General features: G+C 53.8%; 24 protein-coding genes. 8 read left to right on the forward strand and 16 right to left on the reverse strand.

Annotation, left to right across the window (positions count from 1 at the left end; translation table 11 throughout):
- Positions 1-16 precede the first annotated feature (16 nt).
- Together ACVL1J_RS11895 and ACVL1J_RS11900 are read right to left on the reverse strand one after the other, a co-directional pair.
- The gene (locus ACVL1J_RS11895; RefSeq protein ID WP_341236885.1) at positions 17-1,807 is read right to left on the reverse strand and encodes an acyl-CoA dehydrogenase C-terminal domain-containing protein; all 1,791 of its coding nucleotides are present in this window, start codon (positions 1,805-1,807) and stop codon (positions 17-19) included.
- A gap of 17 nt (positions 1,808-1,824) precedes the next feature.
- A complete protein-coding gene (locus ACVL1J_RS11900; RefSeq protein ID WP_341236886.1) occupies positions 1,825-2,439 on the reverse strand; it encodes a TetR/AcrR family transcriptional regulator in 615 nt (204 codons plus the stop codon).
- A 226-nt stretch (positions 2,440-2,665) separates the two neighbouring features.
- Here ACVL1J_RS11900 and ACVL1J_RS11905 point away from each other — a divergent pair, with 226 nt between their 5' ends.
- Positions 2,666-3,118 (forward strand): DoxX family protein, encoded by a 453-nt coding sequence (locus ACVL1J_RS11905; RefSeq protein ID WP_341236887.1) that lies wholly within the window; start codon positions 2,666-2,668, stop codon positions 3,116-3,118.
- Between the two features lie 18 nt (positions 3,119-3,136).
- On the opposite strand, the gene pdeM is transcribed toward ACVL1J_RS11905, so the two are convergent.
- Positions 3,137-3,787, reverse strand: coding sequence for a ligase-associated DNA damage response endonuclease PdeM (gene pdeM, locus ACVL1J_RS11910; protein WP_341236888.1), 651 nt, complete (start codon positions 3,785-3,787; stop codon positions 3,137-3,139).
- Positions 3,788-3,914: 127 nt separating this feature from the next.
- Between pdeM and ACVL1J_RS11915 the strand changes: the two genes are divergently transcribed.
- Positions 3,915-4,454: a hypothetical protein gene (locus ACVL1J_RS11915; RefSeq protein ID WP_341236889.1), complete on the forward strand. Its 540-nt coding sequence runs from the start codon at positions 3,915-3,917 to the stop codon at positions 4,452-4,454.
- Here the strand turns inward: ACVL1J_RS11915 and ACVL1J_RS11920 are convergent, their stop codons facing one another.
- The 4 genes from ACVL1J_RS11920 to ocd form a co-directional block, all read right to left on the reverse strand.
- Entirely contained in the window at positions 4,455-7,103 is a 2,649-nt protein-coding gene (locus ACVL1J_RS11920) for a ligase-associated DNA damage response DEXH box helicase (RefSeq protein WP_341236890.1), read from the reverse strand.
- Between the two features lie 61 nt (positions 7,104-7,164).
- Positions 7,165-10,551, reverse strand: coding sequence for a bifunctional proline dehydrogenase/L-glutamate gamma-semialdehyde dehydrogenase PutA (gene putA / locus ACVL1J_RS11925; protein ID WP_491665350.1), 3,387 nt, complete (start codon positions 10,549-10,551; stop codon positions 7,165-7,167).
- Positions 10,511-11,449: an arginase gene (gene rocF / locus ACVL1J_RS11930; RefSeq protein ID WP_341236892.1), complete on the reverse strand. Its 939-nt coding sequence runs from the start codon at positions 11,447-11,449 to the stop codon at positions 10,511-10,513. The genes putA and rocF overlap by 41 nt, the downstream gene beginning before the upstream one ends.
- Complete coding sequence (gene ocd, locus ACVL1J_RS11935) at positions 11,446-12,513, reverse strand: ornithine cyclodeaminase (protein ID WP_491665365.1); 1,068 nt, start codon at positions 12,511-12,513, stop codon at positions 11,446-11,448. The genes rocF and ocd overlap by 4 nt, the downstream gene beginning before the upstream one ends.
- A 95-nt stretch (positions 12,514-12,608) precedes the next feature.
- Here ocd and ACVL1J_RS11940 point away from each other — a divergent pair, with 95 nt between their 5' ends.
- The 4 genes from ACVL1J_RS11940 (at position 12,609) to ACVL1J_RS11955 (ending at position 17,000) form a co-directional block, all read left to right on the forward strand.
- Positions 12,609-13,031 (forward strand): Lrp/AsnC family transcriptional regulator, encoded by a 423-nt coding sequence (locus ACVL1J_RS11940; protein ID WP_159569690.1) that lies wholly within the window; start codon positions 12,609-12,611, stop codon positions 13,029-13,031.
- Between the two features lie 75 nt (positions 13,032-13,106).
- Positions 13,107-14,243, forward strand: coding sequence for a Fic family protein (locus ACVL1J_RS11945; protein WP_341236894.1), 1,137 nt, complete (start codon positions 13,107-13,109; stop codon positions 14,241-14,243).
- A gap of 72 nt (positions 14,244-14,315) precedes the next feature.
- On the forward strand, positions 14,316-16,097 hold the full coding sequence (locus tag ACVL1J_RS11950; RefSeq protein ID WP_341236895.1) for an acyclic terpene utilization AtuA family protein: 1,782 nt from the start codon (positions 14,316-14,318) through the stop codon (positions 16,095-16,097).
- A 141-nt stretch (positions 16,098-16,238) separates the two neighbouring features.
- Complete coding sequence (locus tag ACVL1J_RS11955) at positions 16,239-17,000, forward strand: hypothetical protein (RefSeq protein WP_341236896.1); 762 nt, start codon at positions 16,239-16,241, stop codon at positions 16,998-17,000.
- A gap of 71 nt (positions 17,001-17,071) precedes the next feature.
- Here ACVL1J_RS11955 and ACVL1J_RS11960 read toward each other — a convergent pair whose 3' ends face one another.
- From ACVL1J_RS11960 to ACVL1J_RS11985, 6 genes are all read right to left on the reverse strand, one after another.
- Positions 17,072-17,665 carry a TetR/AcrR family transcriptional regulator gene (locus tag ACVL1J_RS11960; RefSeq protein WP_341236897.1) on the reverse strand — a complete coding sequence of 198 codons (594 nt, stop codon included), beginning with the start codon at positions 17,663-17,665 and terminating at the stop codon, positions 17,072-17,074.
- A 14-nt stretch (positions 17,666-17,679) separates the two neighbouring features.
- A complete protein-coding gene (locus tag ACVL1J_RS11965; protein ID WP_159568978.1) occupies positions 17,680-18,102 on the reverse strand; it encodes a GNAT family N-acetyltransferase in 423 nt (140 codons plus the stop codon).
- Positions 18,103-18,110: 8 nt separating this feature from the next.
- Complete coding sequence (locus ACVL1J_RS11970) at positions 18,111-18,323, reverse strand: hypothetical protein (RefSeq protein ID WP_159568979.1); 213 nt, start codon at positions 18,321-18,323, stop codon at positions 18,111-18,113.
- Between the two features lie 83 nt (positions 18,324-18,406).
- The gene (locus ACVL1J_RS11975) at positions 18,407-19,066 is read right to left on the reverse strand and encodes a carbonic anhydrase (RefSeq protein WP_159568980.1); all 660 of its coding nucleotides are present in this window, start codon (positions 19,064-19,066) and stop codon (positions 18,407-18,409) included.
- 122 nt (positions 19,067-19,188) lie between these two features.
- Positions 19,189-19,965, reverse strand: a complete 777-nt coding sequence (locus ACVL1J_RS11980) for a hypothetical protein (protein WP_341236898.1) — start codon at positions 19,963-19,965, stop codon at positions 19,189-19,191.
- Positions 19,966-20,061: 96 nt separating this feature from the next.
- Positions 20,062-20,565, reverse strand: coding sequence for a Spy/CpxP family protein refolding chaperone (locus ACVL1J_RS11985; RefSeq protein WP_341236899.1), 504 nt, complete (start codon positions 20,563-20,565; stop codon positions 20,062-20,064).
- Positions 20,566-20,700: 135 nt separating this feature from the next.
- On the opposite strand from ACVL1J_RS11985, the gene ACVL1J_RS11990 reads away from it, so the two are divergent.
- Positions 20,701-21,387 (forward strand): response regulator transcription factor, encoded by a 687-nt coding sequence (locus ACVL1J_RS11990; protein WP_341236900.1) that lies wholly within the window; start codon positions 20,701-20,703, stop codon positions 21,385-21,387.
- A gap of 14 nt (positions 21,388-21,401) precedes the next feature.
- Complete coding sequence (locus tag ACVL1J_RS11995; protein WP_341236901.1) at positions 21,402-22,805, forward strand: ATP-binding protein; 1,404 nt, start codon at positions 21,402-21,404, stop codon at positions 22,803-22,805.
- Positions 22,806-22,813: 8 nt separating this feature from the next.
- Here the strand turns inward: ACVL1J_RS11995 and ACVL1J_RS12000 are convergent, their stop codons facing one another.
- The 3 genes from ACVL1J_RS12000 to ACVL1J_RS12010 are packed head-to-tail and all read right to left on the reverse strand — an operon-like array spanning position 22,814 to position 26,465.
- Positions 22,814-23,716 (reverse strand): DUF429 domain-containing protein, encoded by a 903-nt coding sequence (locus tag ACVL1J_RS12000; protein WP_159568985.1) that lies wholly within the window; start codon positions 23,714-23,716, stop codon positions 22,814-22,816.
- Positions 23,713-25,461 (reverse strand): cisplatin damage response ATP-dependent DNA ligase, encoded by a 1,749-nt coding sequence (locus ACVL1J_RS12005; RefSeq protein ID WP_341236902.1) that lies wholly within the window; start codon positions 25,459-25,461, stop codon positions 23,713-23,715. The genes ACVL1J_RS12000 and ACVL1J_RS12005 overlap by 4 nt, the downstream gene beginning before the upstream one ends.
- The gene (locus ACVL1J_RS12010; RefSeq protein ID WP_341236903.1) at positions 25,458-26,465 is read right to left on the reverse strand and encodes a ligase-associated DNA damage response exonuclease; all 1,008 of its coding nucleotides are present in this window, start codon (positions 26,463-26,465) and stop codon (positions 25,458-25,460) included. The genes ACVL1J_RS12005 and ACVL1J_RS12010 overlap by 4 nt, the downstream gene beginning before the upstream one ends.
- Positions 26,466-26,483 lie beyond the last annotated feature (18 nt).

Raw genomic sequence — 26,483 nt, forward strand, 5'->3', positions numbered from 1 at the left:
CTGCGGGACAGATTGATTAGAACAGGTCGGCTTCCATTTCCATCAGGCTGCTGGAACCTGCACGCGCCTTGCGAATCAGCATGGCGGTTTCGGGCAGCATTTTCTGGAAGTAGAAACGGGCTGTGTGCAGCTTGGCGGTGTAGAACTTGTCACCACTGGCTTGTTTTTCAAGCGCGATTTTTGCAGCTTGTGCGAAGAAGTAGCCATAGAACAAGTGGCCTACTACGCGCAGGTAATCCACAGCAGCGGCACCCACTTCATCCGGGTTTTGCATGGCCTTGCCACCAATTTCCATGGTCAGCTTGCTGACCTTGTCGCCCAGATCAGCCAAGGGCTCGATGAACTCTTTCATGGCTGGGTTGTTGGCCTCAGCTTCGCACAAAGCACGAACCATTTTGCCGAACTTCATCAACTTGGCGCCGCCATCACCCAACACTTTGCGACCCAGCAGGTCGAGTGATTGAATGGTGTTGGTGCCTTCGTAAATCATGTTGATGCGGCTGTCGCGCACATACTGTTCCATACCCCATTCGGCGATGTAACCATGGCCGCCATACACCTGCATGCAGTGTGAAGTGGCTTCCCATGCATTGTCGGTAATAAAGGCTTTCACAATGGGGGTCGCCAGGGCAACCATGTCGGAAGCTTCCTTGCGAACTGCTTCGTCTGGGTGGTTCAGTTCTTTGTCCAGCTCAAGCGCAGTCCACAGGCACAATGCCCGGCCACCTTCGGCATAGGCGCGGGTGGTCAACAGCATTTTGCGAACATCGGGGTGAACAATAATGGCATCTGCAGGTTTGTCTGCTGATTTGGGGCCGGTCAATGAACGACCTTGAATACGGTCTTTGGCGTACACCACGGCGTTTTGATAAGCCACTTCGGTCAGGCCCAGTGACTGCATGCCCACGCCAAGGCGGGCCGCGTTCATCATCACGAACATGGCAGCCAAACCGCGGTGAGGCTGGCCGATCAACCAACCACTTGCGCCGTCCAGGTTCATTTGGCATGTTGCGTTGCCGTGAATGCCCATTTTGTGTTCAATGGCGCCGCAGAAAATCGGGTTGCGTTCGCCCAGGGTTCCATCTGCATTGGGAACAAACTTGGGAACAAGGAACAGCGAAATGCCCTTGGTGCCCACGGGTGCGTCGGGCAGGCGTGCCAACACCAGGTGAATAATGTTCTCGGCCATATCGTGTTCACCGCTGCTGATGAAAATTTTTGCACCGGTAATTTTGTAGCTGCCATCAGCTTGTGGCTCGGCCTTGCTACGCAACATACCCAGGTCGGTACCGCAATGGGGCTCGGTCAGGCACATGGTGCCAGTCCATTCACCGCTGGTCAGCTTGGGCAAATACAGGTCTTTTTGTTCCTGACTACCGTGCTCGTGCAGACAATCGTAGGCACCGTGGGTCAGGCCGGGGTACATGGTCCAGGCCTGATTGGCGCTGTTCATCATTTCATAGAAAGTCTGGTTCACAGTAACCGGCAAGCCTTGACCACCGTAGTTGGGGTCGCAGCTGAGCGAAGCCCAACCGGCCTCAACGAACTGTTGATAGGCTTCTTTGAAGCCTGTTGGCGTTTTCAGGGAATGATCGGCCTTGTTCAAGGTACAACCTTCGGAATCGCCCACGGCGTTCAGCGGTTGCAATACTTCCGCGCAGAACTTGCCGCCTTCTTCCATGATCTGATTCATGGTGTCAGCGTCAATTTCCGCAAAGGCGGGAATGCTTTTGAAAGTGGCTTCCGCATTGAACATTTCGTGCAGTACAAATTGCATGTCGCGGACTGGGGGCGTGTATTGGCTCATTGAAGTGTCTCCTGGTACTACTGGCTCAGAATTTCTGACTGGGTTTGCTGGTAATGCTGAATCATGCGTTCAAAGCCTTGGCTTGCCCGCCTCACAGACAAAGTGTCACCCATCAGGCGACCTTGCTGGTGGGCTGCCAGAATCAGGCCAACCATCTCGAAAACGAGCTGGTCCGCATGCGCCTGATTGGCCGGTAAATGATTTTCTTCGATGGCCTGTGCCGTGGCACGGTGCATTTCTTTTTGCCAGTCGCGATGCATTTTCACCAGGACATCGCGAACCGCCCCTGGCCTGTCATCGTATTCTGTCGCGCCTGAAATATAGATGCAACCACTGTCGATTTCTTTGCCAATTCGATCAAGCCAGCGCATGAAGATTGCACGCAAACGCGGCAGCCCACGGGGCTCTTTCAGGCAGGGAAACAATACGGCATCGATGAATTGTGTTTCGTACTCTTGAAGTACGGCAATTTGAAGTTCTTCACGCGAGCCAAAATGGGCGAACACACCACTTTTGCTCATGGTCATTTTTTCTGCGATAGAACCAATGGTTAAACCCTCGAGTCCTTGCGTGGACGCGATTTCTAGCGCCGCCTCTACGATGGCGGCTCGGGTTTGTTCACCTTTGCGCATATAAAAATAGACCGAACGTTCGTTTTTTTATGAGTGTACGCTATTTCTTTGGGAAAAAGGGAATGGCCCAGGTTAGAGAAATTCCTCTACAGCCCCATGGGTGTAATTCATTTATTCAAAATATTTGAACAAACACTGCGAAAAACGCCACTCGATTTTTAGCAATCGAACGCGCAAGATTCAACCATCGATTCAGTGAATCGCAAACCCAATACGGAGAATTGAAATGACTACAGCAAATGCAACACACACTGGGACCAATGTAGTAGACAGTGCCTTGAACAACTCAGCGCCCACAATCGCCCTGCTTGGCCGGGTTTTGCTTGCGACCATGTTCGTACTGGCTGGTTTCAGCAAAATTGGTGGGTTCGAAGGCACAGCGGGCTACATCGGTTCCGTGGGCTTGCCCTTTCCAGAGCTGCTGACCGTGCTCACAATTGCGGTTGAAATTGGCGCGGGCCTGGCTTTGATTGTTGGCTTCCAGGTGCGTATTGCAGCCTTGCTGCTGGCAGGTTTCACTTTGGCGGCATCGGTGCTGTTTCACAACTACTGGGCCATGCCAGCCGATCAAGCCTATGTGCAGCAGTTGATGTTCATGAAAAACATCAGCGTGGCTGGCGGTTTGTTGATGATTGTGGCCTTGGGTGGTGGAAAGCTGGGCCTGAGCAAAGGCAAGTAAGGCGCGCCTGGTCAGTGATTAAACCACTGGAAATACGGCCTCACCGGCCTGGGGATTGACTTGATAACCACCGGTGAACGCACCAAATGAAGGCAGTATCAATTGATCTGACTTAAGGTAGAAGCAAGGCAAACGCGCCCTGCTTCTGCCTTTTCCATTGAGCACCACCACTGGGTGTTCGTGCCCGGCCAACACCAAGGCACCTGGCACGGTGTGCGGGTGATGACACAAAGCAAAACCACCCAACACAAAAGGCTCTTCCACCACCGTGATATTCAGGGTTGCTGGAGGGTCGCCCGCCTTGCTGTCGTGATTGCCGCGAATCAGTGTCATGTCGATATCAGCGTGCTGCAAACGCCAGGCGTGCAGTTTTTCAAGCAGGTCTTTGTTGTGCGCTGCCTTGGCATGCAACAGGTCACCGAGGAAATAAATGGCATGTGGCTGGTGGTCGGCAATGGCCAAGGACAAGCGATCGAGATTTTCCTGCGTGGTCCCGGCTGGCACTGGCACGCCAAGGCTTCGAAAGGTGGCTGCTTTGCCCAAATGAACATCTGCGACAAAAAGCGCCTTCAACACAGGTGAATAAGCTAGGCGCCGGGCTGACAGCACCAATTCGCCCGCCTGCGTGCTCAATGGCCAGCCCGACTCCCCGCTTTGCAGTACTTTCATCCCACCCATTGCATTACCCACGCTGAACCAGACCGGAGTGTAACAAGATAAAAAGCTTATTTTTTTCCGAACCATTCGAAGCTGAATGCCACCGAACTTTTTCAACAAAAAAACCGGAGAAATAAAGATGGGATGGTTCAACAACACACTTACAGCCAATCGTGTGCACAACACAGCAACGATTTTGACCTGCGCAGCCTTGCTCGAGGCCAATCAAACTGTCCTTCAGGGGGTACAACAATTTTCAACAGAACAAGTGAATCGTGGAAACCGACTTTCTGCACAGGCATTTTCCATCCAGGGTGCGAGTAGCAATTTGGGCTTGCAGCTGCAGCAAGCGGTGGGAGAGTTGAATACGTTTAAAAGAGAGGCCAACGGATTGAACTCAGAACTTGGGGAACACACAGAATATTTCACAGCCTTGGTGGAACAATTCAGCATCCCAAGAGCCGCCCGCCAGCTCAATTTATCAGGCAAGGAAATGACAGAAGTGGCTACACACATTACCGCGGCATCACTGGCTAATTTGGCAGCGTTGCGAGCCAATCGCCAAGACAAAATTGCCCAGAGCGTTGCAACAATCGACCGGGCGGATGAAACATTGAATCCCGGTACACACACACGGGCATCTCTCGCATTACCGGAAATGGCATTCCGCAACAATTGATCATGCGTCGGTGCGCATGGCGGCCGCCTCCAATTGTGCCACCATGCGAGCCACGCGATCACTGAGTTTTTCTGTGCTCACTGTCTCGCGCAACCGTTCAATCAACAAGGGAAACGCGAATGGCGAGGGTTTATCGATTGATTGATAAACCAGTGTTTTGGATTGAATGGAGTTCAGTGCCTGCACCATGCGCGCCAAATCAAGTTCCTGCTCAAGGGCTTCCCGTTGCGCCTGCTCCAGCAGCAAATTACCTTGATCGTATTTTCTAAAAACCTCGAAGAACAAGCCGCTGGAGGCCTGCAATTGCTTGGCACTTTTACCGGCACCCGGATACCCCTGAAACACCAAACCGGCAATTCGCGCAATTTCGCGAAACCGGCGCTGGGCCAGTTCAGATGCATTCAGGCACGCCAGTACATCCTCGAATAAATTCTCAGTGGAAAAAAGCGCAGACTCTGACAAACCATCCTTGAACCATTCATGCCAGTTGATGGGCTCGGCACTGAGCAACTCAAAACCATAATCATTCATGGCAATTGAAAATGTGCCCGGCTTGTGTCTTGATGCGCGCCACGCCAAAAGACTTGCCAAACCAATGTGCACAGTGCGCCCCTCGAAGGGATACACGAACAGGTGGTGACCTTCCTTGCTGTGAAGTTCTTCGACCAATAAATTGACGGTGTTGGGCAATGCGCTCCAGCGCATTTGCAAAGCCAGCAAACTTTCAAGTGCGCGTAATTCGGGCAGGGCTGGTTTTTTACCGATCGAAATGGCTTGGTGCGCAAGCTCCAGCATTTGCAGGGAAGCATGGGCAAGCTCGCTGCTCAATGGCATTTTTCCGCCCTGCCACTGCGGCACGGTCGCCTTTTTTCGGTTGGCTTTTCGAACGTAGGCTGTCATGTCGCGCACCTTCACCAGCTCGAGCACCCGGCCAGCAAAACTGAAACAATCACCGGTTTTCAGGCGTGCAATAAAGCCCTCCTCGATAGTACCCAAACGTCCGCCGGTCATCCATGCCACTTGCATGGCGGCATCGGAAACAATGGTGCCCACCGACATGGCGTGCCTGCGTGCTATGTCGCGGCGGGGCACGCGGTAAATGCCGTCGTCGCCTGCTGCAACGCGCTGGTAATCGGGATATGCAGCCAAACTTTCTCCCCCCTTCTCCACAAAAGCCAAAGCCCAGTCAAACTGGGCGCGGGTCAAATTGGCATAAGCATTGGTGGTTCGAACTTCTGAAAACAGTTCATCGGGTTTAAAACCACTGCCCATCGCAATGGTGACCAAGTGCTGAACCAACACGTCCAGTGGCGCTTGGGGGCTAAAACGCGATTCGATCTGCTTGTGTTCTGCTGCATACCGGGCCGCAGCAGCCTCGACCAGCTCCAGTGCATGCGTGGGCACCACGGTAATCCGAGAGGGGCGACCCGGTGCATGCCCCGAACGACCTGCGCGTTGAAGCAAACGGGCGACGCCCTTGGGCGAACCGATTTGAATAACACGCTCGACAGGTAAAAAATCAACGCCCAAGTCAAGGGACGATGTGCACACCACCGCCTTCAAACTGCCGCTTTTCAAACCCTGCTCCACCCAATCGCGCACTGTTTTGTCGAGCGACCCATGGTGCAAAGCCAGCGCACCTGCGTAATCGGGCCGGGCTTCCAGCAAGGCTTGGTACCAAATTTCTGCCTGGGAACGCGTGTTGGTGAAGATCAGCGTGGAGGCTGACTGATCAATTTCTCTGGCAACAAATTCCAATTGATTCAAACCCAAATGCCCGCCCCAAGGGAAGCGTTCAAAAGTGTCGGGAATCAGGCTGTCGATGATCAACTGCTTGGGCAACTTGCCTTGAACCAAAGTTGACTTGCGGTGCTGGCGAACAGGCCAAAGCAGAACATCTGTGGCCACTTGCAAATTGCCCAAGGTGGCACTTAAGCCCCACACCTGCAAACCCGGGTTGATGCGGGCCAAACGCGCAATCGCCAACTGCAACTGCACGCCGCGTTTGTTGCCGATCAACTCATGCCATTCATCGACCACCAACACTTGCAGCTTGCTTAAATTGGGCTGACTGCTGGCGCGTGTAAACATCAAGGTGAGGCTTTCCGGTGTGGTCACCAACGCGAAAGGTGGTTTGCGCAAGATGGCTGCACGCGCTGCGGAATCGGTATCGCCGGTTTGAAGTGCCACGCTACAATCACCCACCAATGCAGCCAGCGATTTTTGCAACGCCTTGGTGCTGTCAGCCGCCAGGGCACGCATGGGTGTGATCCACATGATTTGTGTGGCTGCACCGCGAGGCCGGGGCAATTGCGCCAAACGCAACAATGCCCCCAACCACACAGCCAGTGTTTTACCTGCGCCAGTGGTGGCATGCAGCAAACCGCTGTGCCCATTCTGGAAAGCTTGCCACACCTGTGTTTGATACTCGAACGGTTCCCAGCCTTGCGCACGGAACCATGCTTGAACATTTGCCAAGGTGAGTTCTGACAAAGGTGCCGTGTTCATCGGCAACGCTGGCGCATACAACACCTGTTGGGTGGATTCTTGCAGCGCTGCAGATTTGTCTGCTGCTTTTTTCTTGCGGCGCAAAGCCTTCAGCTGTGTACCTACATTGGGACCAGGAGGAATGCCTCGAAATTCAGACATGGTGTACTGCCAGGAAACAACGATGCCTGATTGTGCCACGGGAAATGCATAAAAAATTGGCTTAAACCCTGGCAATCAATTCAATGTTGCCGCCCGCCGCTGCGGTGTTGGTACACACAAGCTGTTCACAGACCAAGCGATAGGCTGGGTAAGTGCCATCTGAATTCGCGAGTACCAGGGGAATGATGCGCTGCGAGTGTGCTGCCAGTGCGCGAGCCACTTCGTGTGCGCGTTGTGGTATGTGTTCACAGACTGCGGCATCAATGTATTCCAATTGAATTGCATCCGTCCACTCGACACCCTGTTTGTGCCATCGATTGAACACCCCCGTTTCAACAACAGCAATACTGCCCGTGGCCAATACCGCATCAATTTGCTGCCGCAGTTGCACTGCATCACGTGCTGTGCACCACACGCGACCACGGGGCCGGCAACGGTAACTATTTTGTTCGCCCGTGGGGCCTGGCAATATTTCACCCCCCAGGTTTTCAAACTGGGCAAGACGCATCAAGGTGGGCAAGTAATGCGCCCCCCCTGCCTTGGGTCCTGTTCCGGATTTGCCATGACCGCCAAACGGTTGGCTACCCACCACGGCCCCGACCATGTTCCGGTTCACGTACACGTTACCCGCTTCAATGGTGTTGCAGGCCAGCTCAATGGTGGATTGAATTCGACTGTGGATGCCAAAGGTAAGGGCATAACCGGTGGCATTCAATTCATGCAACACCGCGGGCAACTGATCTGCATTGAAACGCACAATATGTAGAACCGGGCCAAACACCTCCCGCTGTAATTCATGCAACTGCTGCAGTTCAATCAACGTGGGGGCAATGAAATGTCCTTGTGCGGAATTGTCCAAGCGTGTGGCCTGAAACACCGGAAAACTTTTTGCTTTCATGCGTTCAATGTGATCATGCACAAGCTGCCATGCGTCCTGATCAATCAAGGGGCCCAAATCGGTGGAAAAACTCGCCGGGTCGCCTACCTGAAGTTCTTGCACTGCTGCTTTCAGCAGGGCGATCAACCTGTCGGCAATGTCATCTTGCACGCACAATACGCGCAGGGCTGAGCAACGTTGCCCTGCACTTCCAAAGGCCGACTCAAGTGAATCGCTCACCACTTGTTCCAGCAATGCAGATGAATCGACCACCATGGCATTTTGCCCGCCTGTTTCAGCGATCAGCAAAGCGGGGAGATGCGACACATCGCGTTTCAGCACGCTGGCTTGAATGTGTTTTGCGGCGGCATTGGAACCGGTGAACAACACAGTACTGACCGCCGGAAAACTGGTCAACCAGGAACCCACTTCAGCGTCGCCATACACCAGTTGTAACACGGCAGCAGGCACGCCCGCCTCGTGCAGCAAGTGCGCTGCACTGCGTGCGATTTGTGGCGTTTGTTCAGCTGGCTTGGCCACCACAGCATGCCCGCTGGCCAAAGCCCCCACAACCTGCCCCATGAATATTGCCAGTGGAAAATTCCAGGGGCTGATGCAAACTGCCAAACGCGGGGAAAAGCTGGTTTTGTACCAAGGCAATGCACAAATTTGAGCTGCATAATAGCGGCAAAAATCCACTGCCTCACGCACTTCCAGGTGTGCATTTGGAACGGTTTTTTTTGCCTCATGCACCAGGAGGTTGATCAGTTGAAGTTGATGTACTTCCAGCAATTTGGCGGCCTGCAACAAGCAAGCAGCCCGGTGTTCCGGCCCTTTTTCAAACCAGTCGCAGCTTATCTCGTGCGAACGCAAAGCCATGCTCAATGCATCTTGCACTTGGGTTTGTGTGCTGTAAGCAATAGGCGGCAACGCCGACAGGGAACTGTTGTCCACAGATTGCTGGAGACACTGCACGGTGTGCTTGCAGTACAGATCAAACCCCATTGAATTGAGGCGATTCGCACCAAACAAATGCGGCGCGGGCGTACAGGCGGGGTTGGGGCGAATGCCGTGCTTGCGCAACCTGGCCACAGGGTGTTCTACCAATGCATTCATATCCACATCGGGATCCATGATCTGGTTGACAAACGATGTATTGGCACCATTTTCAAGCAAGCGACGAACCAGATAAGGAAGCAATGTTTGATGGGTGCCCACAGGTGCATAAATTCTGCATCGCTGGTAAAGCCCTTCCCCCATGCCATGCAAACACTGCATTTCGACATTGCGCACGTCAAGCTGCGCAGCCAGGTGTTGAACGGCTGCATAGGTGTGGGCATTGTGGGTGGCAAACTGGGGGTAAATAAAACTGGCATTGCGCAACATCAATTCTGCACAATACAAGTAGGAAAGATCCGTGTGCACCTTCTGCGTAAACACCGGGAAGTGCGCCAAACCCTGAGTTTGGCAACGTTTGATCTCGCTGTCCCAATAGGCACCTTTCACCAGCCGAACCTGAATGACCCGTTCGCTGGTGCGTGCCAAGGCAGCAACAAACTCAATCACCGCCGTGGCACGGGTTTGGTAAGCCTGTACCGCCAAACCCAAACCGTTCCAATGCTGCAGTTCAGGCTCAAAAGCAAGTCGTGTGAACAGATCAAGCGACAAATCCAGGCGCTCACTTTCCTCTGCGTCCACATTGAATGCAATGTTGCGCTGTTTGGCCGAAAGCGCAAGCCTGTAAAGCCGCGGATACAGTTCAGCGCATACGCGTTTTTCCTGCCACAGCGTGTAACGCGGGTGCAGGGCTGACAATTTCACCGAAATGCCATTGCCGTCAATAACACCGTGGGTGCTGTCGCGTCCGATGACATCAATGGCGTGAGCATAACTGTCGAAGTAGGCCTGCGCATCGGCTTCGCACATTGCCGCCTCGCCCAGCATGTCAAATGAAAAGGTGTGACCCTGTGCCACGCTTGCACGGCTGTTGCGCAAGGCCTCCTCAATGGTTTGGGCCGCAACAAACTGTTGCCCCATGAACCGCACAGCCAGCTCAACCGCCGTGCGAACAAAGCCCTCGCTGCTGCGTGCCATCAAACGCTGCAAGCTGGAATACAAGCCGTCATCGCCTGGCATTTGAACCCAGTGCCCAGCGATGAACAAACCCCAGGTGCTGGCATTCACAAACAGGGAAGAACTGTGCCCCAAGTGCGCAGCCCAATTGGCATGGCTTAATTTGTCACGGATCAGTTCATCGCGTGTTTGAGCGTCAGGAATTCGCAGCAAAGCTTCTGCCAGGCACATTAATGCCACGCCTTCCTGGGTAGACAAGCGATATTCAGACATCAACTGCTGAATGCCTGCGCTGTGCTTTTGCACCTTGCGCAAACGCGCGACGTGTTCGAGTGCCGTTTGTTTTACCGTCTCAAAATCGGCCTCCAGCCAAGTGCTTTTTTCAAGTAAAACACGCACCCTTTGCGCTTCATCCACCCGGGTCAGCGAATTAATTTCCGCGCGCAAACGGTCAAGTTCAGATTGCATGTTCAGCCCAATCAAACGGGCGTTGCACATGCCTTTCCCAATCCGGATTCAACAGCACAGACAACAATTCCACAGCACGCTCAGCACTTTCGCCCGATGGGTCGGCCAAAGGATTTAATTCAACCAGGTCCACTGAAGCCACACAACCCGTTTGCGCAATCCGCGCCAAGCAGTAATGCAGGGCATTCAGCTGCAGGCCACCTTCTTCCGGCGTGCTTACACCGGGCAACACAGATGGATCGATACAATCCACATCGAAACTGACATGCACATGCGTACCCGGATCAATGTCGGCCAACGCTGCGTTCATGGCCTGAACAATTCCGCGGCCGTGAATGTTCCGCATGGTCACGATGGGCAGCGCGGCGCGGCGCACTGCACGATGTTCCTCGGGATCGATTGAGCGCACGCCCAACAAGCGAATTTGAGATGCTTGCAACGCCGGGCAGAACCCACCCAGTTGTGTCAGTTCTGGCGGCCCCTGCCCGCACAGCGCGGTCAAGGGCATGCCATGCATATTGCCTGTGGTTGACGTGCTGGCCGTGTTGAAATCGGCATGCGCGTCCAGCCACACCACACGCAACGCTTTGTGTACCCGGCGGCAGTGCGCCGAAACCGCACTGATTGAACCCATGGCCAGGGAGTGGTCTCCCCCCAGCAACACGGGAACATTTCCGTCTTTCAAGGCGCTCGCCACCGCCAAATGCACTGCACGATTCCAGGCCACCACTTCATGAAAATTCCGGTACCCCTGCACCACTGTGTCATTTTCAGGCAGCTCAACTTGAAGGTCGCCCAAATCCTCAACCTTACAACCCGTTTTCTGCAAACTGTACTGAATACCCGCACGCCTTAATGCATCAGGACCCAGTGCAGATCCTGCCGTGTTTGCCCCGGCGTCGCAGGGTGCACCGATCAGCGCAATCATGCGCACTCTGCCTTCGATATCAAACCATAAAGATTTTTCGGATTGCTCATGTGTGGAATCAATGACAGGTACTCAAGCTCGCCTTTTTCCTCCGCCAGTTCATGCATGTAGCGCAAAGCAGAAAAATCTTCAAGCGCGAACCCCACAGAATCAAACACCGTGATTTGGTCTGCGTGGGTACGCCCCAGCGCAAAACCCGTGAGCACCTCCCACAACTGGATCACTGGGAAATCGGATGGCATTTGCTGAATGTCGCCTTCGATTCGGGTTTGCGGCTCATACTCCACAAACACACGGGCATTGCCAAGTACATCCGGGTGAAGTTCAGTTTTCCCGGGGCAATCACCCCCGATCGCATTGATGTGAACACCCGGCCTCAGCATGTCCCGGGTCAATACATGGGCCCGGGTTTTTGCGGCCGTGGCTGTGGTAATGACATCTGCCCGCGCAACAGCCTGAGCCACACTTTTGCACCGTGTGACATGAAACCCGAGTTCATTCAAATGGTGAGTCAATCTCTCGGTCGCAAAAAGATCAGTGTCGTAAAGGTAAAACCTGTCGATGCCCAAAGCCTCGTGAAAAGCAACGGCCTGAAATTCACTTTGCGCACCGTTGCCAATCAAGGCCATGCTGCGCGCCCCCGGCTTGGTGAGGTGACTGGCCGCCAACACGGAAGTGGCCGCAGTGCGCAAAGCCGTGATCAAGGTTAGTTCGCTGATGAATTGAGGCAGACCGGTTTGTACGCTGGCCAATACACCAAACGCCATCACAGTTGGCAATTCATGCCGGTGGTTGTTCGGATGGCCGTTGACATACTTGAAACCGTAGGTTTGTCCATCGTTGATCGGCATGATTTCAATGACGCCCTCGGCAGAGTGGGTCGCAAGGCGCGCTGACTTCTCAAACTGTTCCCAACGTTTGAAGTCATGAGCAATTGCATCGTGCATGCCTCTAATACATCGAGAAAGGCCATGACGCGAAACAAGAATTGCAGCGCCCTGTGCGCTCAGGAATGGCGTGTTCATCATCCCCCCCCACCTGCTTAACTCAGTTAGACACACCATTTTGCTATGAAACACTGTCAAGCATAAGCACATAAAGTGCTTGCAAAATGCAATATTCCTAGCATATTGTCAGAAATAAACTTCAAAACGTCATGATGGATACACTAGATCGCCAACTCTTGGGTTTGTTGCGCACCAATGCGAGATTAAGCATTGCAACATTGGCCCACCACTTGAAAGTGTCCCGCGGCACAGTGAGCAATCGAATCAACAAACTTGAAAACTCAGGTGTTATCGTGGGTTACAGCGTGAAATTGAGACCCGATGCCACGGCCAATCTGATTGTCGCCTGGATGAGTATTTTGATTGAAGGCAATGACAGCCGCACCGTGCTGGCAAATTTGCTGGGTGAACCTGGTGTTACGGCTATTCACAGCACAAATGGACGCTGGGATTTGTTGGTCGAACTACAGGCGGAAAACCTGAACGGACTTTCTGGAATACTTGAACGCATACGATTGATCAAGGGAATCAGCAACACGGAAACAAGCATCCATCTCTCAAGCTACAAAAACTAGGCTCTGATGAAGTAGCAATGGAACCATGCATGGATGTGGCTCACTCATAAAAATATCGTCTCCACACTATGAGTCATGTTAAGAAGAAGCGACGTTGCAAATCACCGCGCGGGATCACTTAACGATCCAAACCTGCCAGAAAAAGCAGTCGCGCGGCCCGACCCTGCCCTGCCCAATGCGGCGACCACAATTGCAAAGTTATCCCTTTCTGGATTACTGGCCCATCGGTTTGGATCTGCAATCATTCAAGAACTACCTGCATCACTTGCGGTAAAAACTGCCGAGGGAAAATGGTCCAAGGTAGAAACAGAAGAAAAACAGGGAGATTCGTTTACCCCATCAAGCCTGAAAACACGCTACACGACTGCACCTGCTGCCGACAGCAAACGATCAGGACTGGAGCAAATCCCTTTCCTTGACGCGCGCCTGCACCTCATTGCATCAGGACAAAACGACGAAGCCATGAAAAGCAATTTCGACTATATATTTAATCAGCCTGTGAACAAGGCGGTGATCGAGCTGGCACAACAAAAACTTGAACAATTCAAGAGTCAGATTCCTGTGGTGGAACCGGAACACCTTCAACTGCTTGAAGTACCGCGCCGGGGAGGATCAGAAACCCTAAAAGACGAAAACACGCACCACAAGCAGGCGATGCTCAACTGGCAGTGCGCAAATGATCTGATTTTTCAAGCCGCCAGAAACAGCGAATCCGTATCACCGCAAACAATTCATGATTTATTCATTGCCGTTCACAGTACCCTGATGCGGGGAGTGAACGAAACGGTCGGCGGCCTGGTTCGTCAATACGACAACGTCTGGATTGGCCTTTGTGACTCCCAGGGCAGCCGCGACCCGCACCCAAGCCGCCTGGCAGTGCCGGGTTCGATGGTACACGCCGAGTTGAACACGCTGTGTACCGAAGTGGCTGAGGAACTGAACAAGGGAAGCAGCAATCCGGTTTTGTTGGCCGCCCGAACTGCCATGAAGGGAGTTTCAATTCATCCTTTTGCAGACGGGAACGGTCGAACATGCCGCCTGATCGCTGATTTCGTTTTGCTGAAATCGGGTTTGCTGCCAGCCTGCTTTGACGATGAAACCAAGAATATGATGGTGTTTCCGCGCATAGCACCCGACATGAACCACAACACCACCACTGCAGCCAATCTAATGCTGGATGCACTGGAAAGAAGTTACAAACAAGTCGAATAATTCAAACGATCGTTTGATTTATTGCAAATGGCTTTGCTATGATGGGTCTCCCAAAACCATCAACAAGTGATCATGAGCATGCCCAATTCAAACACCATCAAGATCGGCGGCGCCTGCGGCTTTTGGGGCGACAGCAGCCTGGGCACAGAACAATTGATGAAAGTACCGGGCATTCAGTACATCACCTATGATTATCTGGCTGAACTCACACTGGCCATCATGGCAGGCATGCGCATGAAAAACCCGGAGCACGGGTATGCGCTTGATTTCATCGACCTGATGAAAAAGGCCCTGCCAGTCGCCAAAGCCAAAGGGATCAGGATTATCGCGAACGCGGGTGGACTAAACCCAGCTGGTTGCGCAGCCGCCTTGCAACAGGCCATGACAGAGGCCGGGCACACCATTCGAATTGGCGTGGTAAGCGGCGACGACGCCACCAGCACTTTGGGGCAGTTGAGAAAAAATGGTGTTGAATTGACAGACCAACATTCCGGCCAGACAGCCCCACCTTTCTTCCTTACAGCCAATGCTTATCTGGGTGCGTTTCCGATTGCGGCGGCACTCGATGCCGGAGCGGATATTGTCATCACCGGCCGCGTAGTAGACAGTGCCATAGTACTGGGTGCGCTGGTGCATGAATTCAAATGGCAAGCGAGCGATCTGGATCAACTGGCACAGGGCAGCCTGGCGGGCCACATTGTCGAATGTGGAGCGCAAGCCACGGGTGGACTTTTCACAGATTGGGAACAGGTGCCGGACTGGGCCAATATCGGCTACCCGGTGATCGATGTGGCTGCCAACGGCAGCTTTGAATTGAGCAAACCTGAAGGTACAGGCGGCCTGGTGAATAAAGCAGTGGCCACCGAACAACTGCTGTATGAAATTCACGACCCCGCCAACTATGCACTGCCCGATGTGGTGTGCGATTTCACCACCGTGAACATCGAAGAAACAAGCCCGAATCGCGTAAAAATTTGGGGCGCCACCGGCAAGGCCCCAAGTGACTTGTACAAAGTATGCGCCACGTATCCGGAAGGGTTTCGCTGTATCGGCATGCTGTCGATTGTTGGGTTTGATGCACACGCCAAAGCCCGGCGCACTGGTGAAGCAATTCTGGAGCGAACGCGTGCCATGTTCAAACGACAAGGCCTGGCCGACTACACCCGCACCTCGATTGAAGTCATTGGTAGTGAGACCGATTTGGGCCCGCATGCCAAAGCGCAGTTGGGCCACGAAGCCATGTTGCGTATTGCAATTACCCACACAGACAAGAAAGCTGCCGCCATTTTTTCTCGCGAAATTGCCCCGGCGGGCACCAGCTATGCACCAGGCACCAGCGGTAACTTTGGCATGGGCCGCCCCAACGTAACCCCGCTGGTCAAAATGTTCAGTTGTTTCGTGCCCAAGCACCTGCACAGTGCTGTGGTTCAAGTAAGTGGCGAACAAATTCAGTACCTGGAACCGGAACACCCCAAAGTACCAACTGGCGACCAAGCCGCCACTGCGAAGGCAATTCAACCGGTGTCTGTTCCACCTGAATTGATCGGCAAACCCTTGATTGAAATTGCACACGGCCGCAGCGGCGACAAAGGCAACACCAGCAATGTGGGCATCGTGGCAAGAAAGCCGGAGCACTGGCCCCTACTTCAGCATTTGCTGCACCCAGAAAAGGTAAAGGGCTACCTTGCACACTTGGTGAAAGGCGAGGTTCACACTTTCGAGCTACCTCAAGTTCAAGCCTTTAATCTCGTTATGAAAGAAGCACTGGACGGCGGGGGAATGACCTCCATGAGAAATGATCCACTGGGCAAGGGTATGGCCCAAGTGCTGCTGAACATGAAAATTACCGAATAATCTTCACCTGTTTGAAGGGGTACACCACGTTGGGCGTACCCCCTAGCTAGTTATCTTTTTCCTACACGGTGTCTCCGTTAGAGAAGGTGTGAGGCGTGATCCAAAGAGCGCCTACTACATCCAACACACAGGAGAAACACCATGCAAGTTAAACAGATCGCAATCGTTGCAGCCATCGCTTCCTCTTTCGCAATGCCCATGACTGCCAAGGCATCCGACATCGCCACACTGAACGGCTGGGGCGCTTTGTTCGCTGCCGCGCATTCTGGCGAGCAAGCGGCTGCCCAAGGTCAGGCACAAGGTGAAATCAAAGTAAGCCTGTTCCAGCGCCAGCAGCCACCTGCTGCGCAACCTGCACCCGAAACTGCACCACAACCAACTCCTGTTGCAGAACCAACACCAACCAACGAACCAGCACCCACTGCAGAAGCACCTGCAATGGAACAGCCTGAAGCTGGTGACCAAACAGCCTCCACAGGTGACAGCGCGGGCGAATCTGCTGAAGCAGGCCAAGACAACGCAGATCAGGCCACAGCTTCAGCCAGCGCAAGCGCGAACGCCACGATCAAGCTTGGTGGTGGTCAAAGTGCTCAGATGATGGACAAGGTAGACAGCGCTTACCAAACAGCAGGCACCGTGGTTGAAGGTGTGACTGGTGGTGTATTGGGTACGGTACAAAATGTAGCCGACAAAACTTCGGGTGCCTCGCTGGCCGCAGACATGTCCAGCACCGGCTCAATGGATGTCGCCGGCTTGGCCACAGCCACCATGGCAGGCAACATGAGCGCAACAGCAAGCATGATGAATGCAGGCCAGTTGGGCGCAATCACTGCAATGACTTCGAGCTTGATCCAGAACGTGATTGCGGCACGCCCCGCTTCACTGTCAGGCTTGCTGCGTTAATCGCAAATTGCCCACAAAAAAAACCCTTGCCGGTTACACGCCGGCAAGGGCTTTTTTCGTTTGAAACCGCTTCAGGCGTGCTGTGACAGGAAAAAGGCCACCACTCTGTCAGCCAGTGTGTCCAGATTGTCGCCCTTCTTGGGCTTGTACCAAGTCACCATAAAGTTCATGGCGCCCAATACCATCAAGCGGGCGAATTTCGTATCACCACCCAAAAAACCGGCCTTGTACAAACCATTCACCGCATCTTGCCAAATGGCATCGTATTCATCTTTGGTGGCAATCAGCCTGCGTTGGTGCACTTCATCCAGACAGCGCCAGTTGTATAGCATCACTGGAATAAAGTCGTTGCCATCTTCAAGAATAATGCTGAGATGCACTTTCACCAAAGCGCGAAACTGGGTATCTGCGGTCAGGTTAGGCTTCACCACTGCGCGTGTTTTTTCAAGCCCTTGTCGCAAGCCTTCTTCAACCACAGCCACCAAAATATCCTGCTTGCTGGCAAAGTGGTAAAACGGACTTCCGCATTGCATACCCACCGCATTGGCAATGGCCCGCATGCTGGCCCCGTCGTAACCTTTGTCACGAAACAACTTGGCAGCCGCGCGCACAATGTCGCCACGTCGGCCATCGTCGTGTTTTTGTTCTTTCAATACTCTAGCCACAACCCAGTCCTTTGTTATGTTGTCAGGTTCAACGCCATCCACTGGTGTGGTATTCCCACCTCCGTGTGGGCATCACCAAGCGGCGAAAAACCATGTCGACTGTAAAATTCAATCGCCTGCTGTTGCGCACTCAAGCGCACCTGCGGCAAGTTTTGTTCTTTGGCCACCGCCAGCAAAGCCTGCAACATGGCACTGCCAATTCCCCGGCTTCTGAATTCAGGGAGTACAGCCATGCGGCCAATTTTTCCTTCAGGCAACAACCTCGCCGTGCCCACCGGCTTGTTACTTATCCAGGCAAGCACGTGTATGGAAACCGAGTCGTGTTCGTCCCATTCCTCGGATTCATCAATGCCTTGTTCTTCGATAAAAACAGAACGGCGAATGGAACTGGCCCACTCGCCGTTGATCAACCAATTGGAACAATCAATTCGAATCAAAGAATCGATCAGCCCAATGCGGCGAATTCAGCGTCTACAGCTTCCAGCATTTCCTGGGTAATCAAACCACCGGAAAAATTGGCAACAACGGCCAAGGGAAAACCTTTGCCCATGCCAATTTGCGGGTGTGTAGAAATGCCGGGCATGTGTTTTTCCAAAATCGCTGCGGTATCTGGGTTGTCCAGCAAGTCGCCCAGTTTGGATTGGGTAGAAAAAGCCATGTAAATCGTCTCCTAGAATTTTAAATGAACCCACAATTCAAACAAACGCTTGAATTATTTTCTTATTCTAGACCAAGAATCGATCAGCTGTAACGCTTTTTCAATGCAGCCACTGCATTGGTGTAAATCTTGTCAATGTCCTTGGGGCCAGAAATGGAAATTTGCAGGTTTCGCACAATGCCGTCTTTCAGGCTGTACAACCAGCCATGCACAGTCAAATCTTGCCCGCGCTCCCAGGCATCTTCAATCAAGGTGCTTTCGCACAGGTGCTTCACCTGTTCAATCACATTAAGCTCACACAACTGGTCGTGACAGGCCTGCTGAAGATTTTCATCCGTGGTCACTAAACCATGCCTGCGTGCCAACTGGTGAATGGGGCGAACCCAGGCATCGGCCAAACCCACCCGATCGCCCCGCATGGCCATGCGCACGCCAGAGCAACCATAGTGACCGCACACGATTATGTGCTTCACCTTCAAAAACTCCACAGCAAACTGCGTGGCCGATTGCCCATTCAAATCACCGTGGAACACCTGGTTGGCCACATTGCGGTGTACAAACACCTCGCCGGGTTGCAAATTCACAATGGTGTTGGCGGGCACGCGACTATCCGAGCAACCGATCCAGAAATACTCCGGCGACTGCTGGTTTTCAAGGCGTTTGAAAAATTCGGGGTCTTTGTCCACCTGGGCTGCAGCCCAGGTTCGGTTGGCGTCAAGAAGGTGTGAAAGGTCTTTGGACACGGTGTTCGCCTGTTGAAGTCAAGACCTGTATTTTACTGCGACGCAGCATGTTATGGCACTGGGGAGAGCCCGAGGTGACACTTTTGCATCACCCCGGCTTCACAGAGGATTACTGAGCGGCTTTACTCGACCTGTGACACGTAACTGACAGAGAACACATCATCAGGGCTAGACGTGCTGCGGCCTTTGGTGAAGCCAAACTGCAAGGCCGACGTTGTGTCCAGCGCATACACGGCTGAAATTGCCCGCTCTTTGCGCTTCTCGGTACCCGCCAGCAATTCATCACGCTGGCTGGTGGTCAGGTTCACAAACAGCGACTGGCCCAGCGGAAAGTTCACACCCACGGTGCTGTAGTTGCCGTTGAGCAAGGGTAGCTCGGGGGTGTCGCCGTAGTACTGGCGCCCCAACACTGCGGTCAAACCAAAGCCATTGTTGAAACGGTAAGCCAGGTCAGCCTGGATACCGTAATCGGTTTTGCCGGTGCCCAGGCCACGGTCTTCATTACCCGTTGCGATTTTCACCAAACCTGTTGCCGACATGGCAAAGCCCTTGGTTTGTATGCCGCCAATGAGATCGGTGGTGTAAGTGGCCACCATGTCGCCCAAGCCTTGTTCGCTGCGACGCGCAGGGCCGTTGGTACCCGCAACAGTGCCGGCCACCAAGGTACCCGGGCCTTCCAGCGAAATGTAGGGTACGAACAGGGAAGCCCGATAACCTTCACCCACCAATGTTGCGCCCAAGGTGAATGACCTGGCCTTGACTTCCTGTGGTTGACCAAACTTGCCAGACAAGCTGTCGAAGCTGTAGGTCATCAGCAAACCCGGGGGGGCTGCCAATGCTGTGGTGCTGGCTGCGGTCAACGTGCAGGCCAATGCGAATCGAATAAAAGATTGCCCCATTAACTGTCTCCTTTTTTTGAGACAGTATAGGGGCAAAAGCGCTACTGCTGGGATACTTCAAAAGGTGGTTGGGAAAGTACCTACAAAATTCAGGTATTACATGGCATTGCCGGGGTTGTCCGCTTTGCGCTTGTTGTAGCGGTCCGTCATCTTTTCTTGCCATTCCGCACGAATCACTTTGGCTTTTTCACGCTGCTCCGGTGTTAACACTTTGTAAATCTCGTGCTGAGTGCGCAGCATGCTCAGCTTGGTCGCACGCTCCTGTTTTTGCTGCTGGGCAATCAGGCGTTCCGCCTTGGTGGCATCGAACGTGTCTTGCTCCACAATCGACTTCATTTCATCGCGGTGTGCGCGGCGGTCTTTCATGGCTGCTTTCATTTCAGTCCTTTGTTTCTGCACGATCTGATCCACCTGCGCTTGTTGCTCCGCTGTCAGGTCCAGTTGCTTCAACATGCCCCCATGCTTGTGGTGGTGGCGCATTTCAGAATGCTGCTTTTTGCTCCCTTCGTCATGGTGGCCCGCATAGGCACTCATGGGAATCGCCATGGCCATTGCAGTGACAGCAATCATTTTCTGGATGGTCATTTTCGATACATTCATTTGCCTGCTCCTTGTGTAAAGACAACTGCATTGTGCAAAACGGGCCTGTAAACGAGGATGCAGGCTATGTAAAGATGGGTAAAGCGATTGCAAACAATTGCGCATCAAGCCTGGCTGCCTAGTAATATTGAAGCCATGACAAAAATACTTCACATTGACGACGACATTGAGCTGGGCGAAATGCTGTGCGAATACCTGCGCGGCGAAGGCTTCGAAGCCGAGCACTGTGCCAACCCGATCAATGGCTTGAAAATGCTGGCAGACGAGCAATACCAACTGGTTGTGCTTGATGTCATGATGCCGCAGCAAAGCGGCCTTGAAACCCTGAAACAGATTCGCCAGAAGTACAACACCCCCGTGCTGATGCTAACGGCACGCGGCGACAACATTGACCGCATTGTAGGGCTGGAGTTGGGTGCCGATGACTATGTACCCAAACCCTGCCTGCCCCGCGAAATTGTGGCCCGTGTGCGTGCAATTTTACGACGCGCCAACGACTCCAGCAGTGCCCCCAAACAGGCCCTTCAATTGGGTCCGCTCGAAGTACAGCCGGCCAAGCGCAAAGTGTTGTTGAACGGAAGTGAAATAGAACTGACCAGTGCCGAATTCAATTTGCTGGAAGTGTTGGCCAGCCATGCCGGCCAGGTGGTCAGTAAAGCCACCCTGAGCGAGCAGGGCCTGGGGCGCCCCCTTGAGCGTTTTGACCGCAGCATTGATGTGCACCTGAGCAGCCTGCGCAACAAATTAAACCTGAACGACGAGCGCTTGCCACTGACCCTGCACACCATTCGCGGGCAGGGCTATCAGCTCAGCCTTGATTAAACGGAGTTGCGTGTATGGGCAAGCTGTTCTGGAAATTTTTCTTTGGTTTTTGGTTGTGCCTGATTGCTGCGGCCGTGGCCACAGGCACCGCCCTTTACCTGATGCGGGAAAAGCCAGCCAGCAGTGATATAGCAGAAGGCCCACGCGCGCAATTCATGCTGGAAACCATTCAAGAAGTGCTGGAAGGCAAAGGGCCAGATGCCTTGCGCAATTTGCTGGACCGCAACCGCCAGCGAACAGGCAACGCAATTCCGGTGTTTGCAGTGTCCAGCCAAGGCGAGGAAATTTTGCATCGGGAAGTACCCGACAACATTCAACAACGAATCACCGCCCTGTTCAATGGCGAGGAACAAGCCGAGCAAGGTACGTTGCAGGTGACCGCGCAAGACCAGTCGAAATGGATTCTGTTTATTCCACGCAATCGCCGCCACCCGGAACCTTCAACCAACACCAGCACCGGCGAGCCCACACCACCACATGCAGACAAACGCCAGCAACGTGAGGCACTTGAACCACCGCTTCCACCCGTACCAGGGGCCGGCATTTTTGCTGCGTTTCTGGCCAGCCTTTTGTTTGCAGGTGTGTTGGCCTACACATTCAGCCGCCCCTTGAACACCTTGAAAAATGCATTTCGGGAAGCAGGCAAAGGTCGCTTGGGTGTTCGCATTTCCAACAACAAAACCGGCAAAAAACGCAGCGATGAAATTGGCGAATTGCTCAGCGGCTTTGACCACATGGCTGAAGAAATTGAAACCCGTATTGAGCAACAAAAAGTGTTGTTGCACGACGTATCGCATGAACTGCGCTCGCCATTGGCACGCCTGAACCTGGCGGTGGGCCTGGCACGCCAGAACCCGGCACATTTGGACACGAGCTTGAGCCGCATTGAAACCGAAGCAGAAAGGCTGGACAACCTGATTGGTCAACTGCTGAATTTATCGCGACTGGATGCAAACCAGAATGCGGAAATTCTGAGAGAACACAATGTGATTGAGTTGTTGGTTGCTGTGGTAGAAGACGCTCAGTTTGAAGCGGAGCAACAGAGCAAGCTTGTTGAATTCACGGACGACGTAAGGCAGTGGAATTTGCGATGCCATGCTGAAAGCCTGCAAGGCGCATTTGACAACATTATTCGCAATGCAATTAAACACACCCCCGAAAACACTGCTGTAAAAATTTGCTGTCGCGTACAGAATAAACAGTTGCGCATTGACATTGAAGACCAAGGCCCGGGCGTTCCTTCCGCCCTTTTGCCCAAACTGTTCACACCCTTTTTCAAACACGGCGAACACTCTGGCCATGGCTTGGGTTTGGCGATTGCCAAAAAATCGATTCAACGTGTAAATGGCGAACTCAGTGCCCGCAATGGCACACCGCATGGTTTACTGATCACCATCGAACTGCCTGGCAGCCGTTAAGCCACCCATTAAACCGTTGGCGGAACCCCGGCAATCCAACCCTCTACGGGATCGATCAATTTGGGCAAACCAAAACTGGATTCAGCCCGCTTGGCTGCCCAACCCGCCACCAGGCAACACAGCACCGCATCCAGGTGATCGGCTTTGACATCATCGAGCAACTTCGCACGCAAATATGGGCGCACCTGTACCTTGATGCCAAACAACATGCCCTCTTCCAAAGCACACAGCAATTCAGAGCGGGCCATACGTCGATCGGCCGTGTCCTTCTTGGGGTCGTCGCTTTTGTAGCTGGCCCGGTTCAACACCTTTCGGGCCAAGTAGCCAGGGTAGGCCTCCAGGGCCACGCGGGTTTTGTCGCCCCGTTGCATGCCCGGTATGTGAACACCGGTTTTCATCAACAACGGTGCACCGGCGTGCAGCATGTAAGCCACCGGTGGGTTTACCCATTTCATGGAAGGGGAAGATCCTGCCGGGGCATCGCATTCCCGGTGTGCAAACTTGTGCCCGGCGGGGCGTGCATCGCACCACGCCTTGAAAGTGGCGCGAATTTGCTCGCGACTCAAAGCACTGTAGTAATTGATCAGTTTTTCCCAAGCCAAAAAGTCAGTACGCCCCGCGCCTGGCCACTTTAAACCCTCCACCAATTTGCGCGACAAACCAAAAGGCATGTCAATGGCAGCCACAAAACCCAACTGCTCCAAGGGACCTGCTGCGCGCTCCAGTTTTCCGAACGCCTGCGGTCCTTCTTTCAACAAGGTTTCGAACTCGCCCAGCGTGGTCAGCGACATGAGTTCATCGACCGCCAACACCGCACCCTGCCACTGGCCCACGGCCACTGCAATCGGTTTTTTCTTGGTGGGACTGCTGGAAAAATCGATACCCAGCAGGCGACTGTTTTCGGGATTCAAACTACATTCTCCGGGGGCAACAAAGCCTCGAGCACCGCAAGGTGATCGGCTTCATGCAAAGGTTTGTCATGGCGAATGCGAAGCATACGTGGAAAACGAACAGCCACGCCACTTTTGTGACGCGTGGAACGGGAAATGGCTTCAAAGCCCAGCTCAAAAACAAGCACTGGGACCACAGTGCGAACCGGGCCAAACTTGTCCACGGTGTGCTTTCGAATCACGCGATCCACTTCTTTGAATTCTTCATCGGTCAGGCCCGAATACGCCTTCGCGAACGGCACCAAACGGGGCAAACCACGCGCCACCGTGTCTTCAACTTTTTCACCGTTTGCAATCGCCTGCGCCACTTCTTGCGCCTGCGCTGCACTGGCAGGCGGTGTTTCCCACACAGCAAAGGTGTAATCGGTGTACAGGCTGGCACGGCGGCCGTGGCCGCGCTGCGCATACACCAACACACAGTCTACGGTCATGGGGTCGATTTTCCATTTCCACCACAGGCCGTCTGCCTTGGTTCGGCCAACCCCATAGCGGGAATCACAGTGCTTCAACATAAAGCCTTCCACACCCCTGGCGCGGCTTTCTTCCCGAAGCAATTTCAGTTCTTGCCAACTTGCAGCGCACACGCGTTGCGACAACAACAAACGCGGCATGGAATTCACAGTGCTTTGCTCATGATGCAAGGCATAAAATTCCTCCAGCACAGTTCTGCGTTGCAGCTGGGTTTGGTTCACTGTGTTCATTGCGTTCAAGCGAAGCAGGTCGTAAGCCAAAAAAACCACGGGTGAATCTGCCATCAATTTTTTACTGACCACTTTGCGATTCAAGCGCCCCTGCAAGGCATTGAAGCCTGCGGGCGAACCACCCTGCCACACCAGTATTTCACCGTCCAGAATACAAGCGTCGGGCCAATGTGCGAAGGCTTCCTGCAACTCCGGAAACTGCTCGCTGACCAACTCCTCGCCGCGCGACCACACCCACACCTGCCCACCCTCTTTCACCACTTGGGCGCGAATTCCGTCGTATTTCCATTCCACCAACCAGTCCGCAAGCGCTCCCAAATTTTCAGGTTCTTCCTGCAAGGGGTGCGCCAGAAAAAAAGGCAAGGGCTGACCCAAACGGCTTGAGTCCTGACCGGTGCTGCTTTCACTTGGTGCAGCCAGCAAAGCCTTGAACTGCTCGGCCGTGGGCTGGTTGCTGGCATCGGCAAACCCCATCATGCGGGTGGCCACCAGCTTGGCATCCAACCCTGCACATTCGGCCAGTGCGCGGGTCACCAACAACTTGGAAACACCCACACGAAAACCACCGCCCACCAGCTTCACAAACAGAAACCGTTCATTGGCTGCCAGCTCATTCCAGCAGGCTTGCACGGCGACAATCCGTTCTTCATCGGGCAGCGTGCGCAGGGGCAAAATTCGGTGCTGCATCCACCAGGCCAAGCCTTGCGACTGGCCAGCCAGTGTCGGTGCAATTGGCAACACATGAGCAATCGTTTCAGCCAAATCGCCCACAGCCTGGTAACTTTCTTCAAACAACCAGTCGGGCAAACCACTGACCTGCAAAGCCACCTCACGCAAGGTGCGGGTGGGCACGGTGCGCTTGGGTTTGCCGCCCGACAAAAAATACACAGCCCATGCAGCATCCTCGGCGGGTGCGTGTTCAAAGTAACGGCGCAAAGCCTGCACCTTGTGCAAGGTTGAGGTGGAGCCATCCAGTTCGGCAAACAATTCCGCAAACTGCTTCATGCGGTGGGCACCTCGCCTTCACCCTCACCACCATATTCAGTGGCAAACGCGCGGGCATTCAATCCCTGTTCCTGCAGCCAGCGCACCATCACCTGCACGTAGCCGTGAGTCACAATCACCTGCTCCGCACCGGTGGCACCAATGGCACGCATCAGGCCAGGCCAGTCCGCGTGGTCAGACATCACAAACCCCCGGTCCACATTGCTGCGTCTGCGCCCGCCACGCAACTGCATCCAGCCCGATGCAAACGCATCGGAATACGCATTGCCAAACCGCTTCATCCAGGCAGCACCTTGGGCTGCGGGTGGGGCAATGGCAAGGCAGGTTTTATAAACCGACTTGTCGAGCACTTCGCTCACGGTGAAAGTATCGGGCAGCTTCACACCTGCATCGCGATAGGCTTTGTTCAAGCCCTCGCAAGCGCTGTGGCACACAATGGGACCAATGCTTGAATCCACACCCGCCAGTATTCGCTGCGCCTTGCCAAACGAATAGCCGTACAACACGCTGGCCTTGCCCTGTGCGGCATTGGCAGCCCACCATGCGTTTATCTCGGCATAAATTTCAGCATCGCTGCGCCAACGGTAAATGGGCAAACCAAAGGTGGATTCCGTAATGAAAGTGTTGCACTTCACGGGTTCGAATGCGTCGCAGGTTAAATCAGGGGCTACCTTGTAATCGCCACTGGCCACCCACACTTCGCCCTGGTATTCCAAACGGATTTGACACGAACCCAACACATGCCCGGCCGGGTGCAATGAAATTTTGACACCGTTGTGCAGGGTGCTGGCACCGTAGGGAAGCGTGTCGAGTGAAATGTTGCCCAAGCGGGTGCGCAGCACACCCTCGCCACGCGCCGCACACAGGTAGTGGTTGTGCCCCACACGGGCATGGTCTGCATGCGCATGGGTAATGATTGCGCGGTCTACCTTGCGCCACGGGTCAATGTAAAAATCGCCTTGGGGGCAATACAAACCTTCGGGGCGACTCACCACCAAATCCATGCTGCACAACCTTCAAAA

Source organism: Limnobacter sp. G6BE5S (assembly GCF_058448965.1).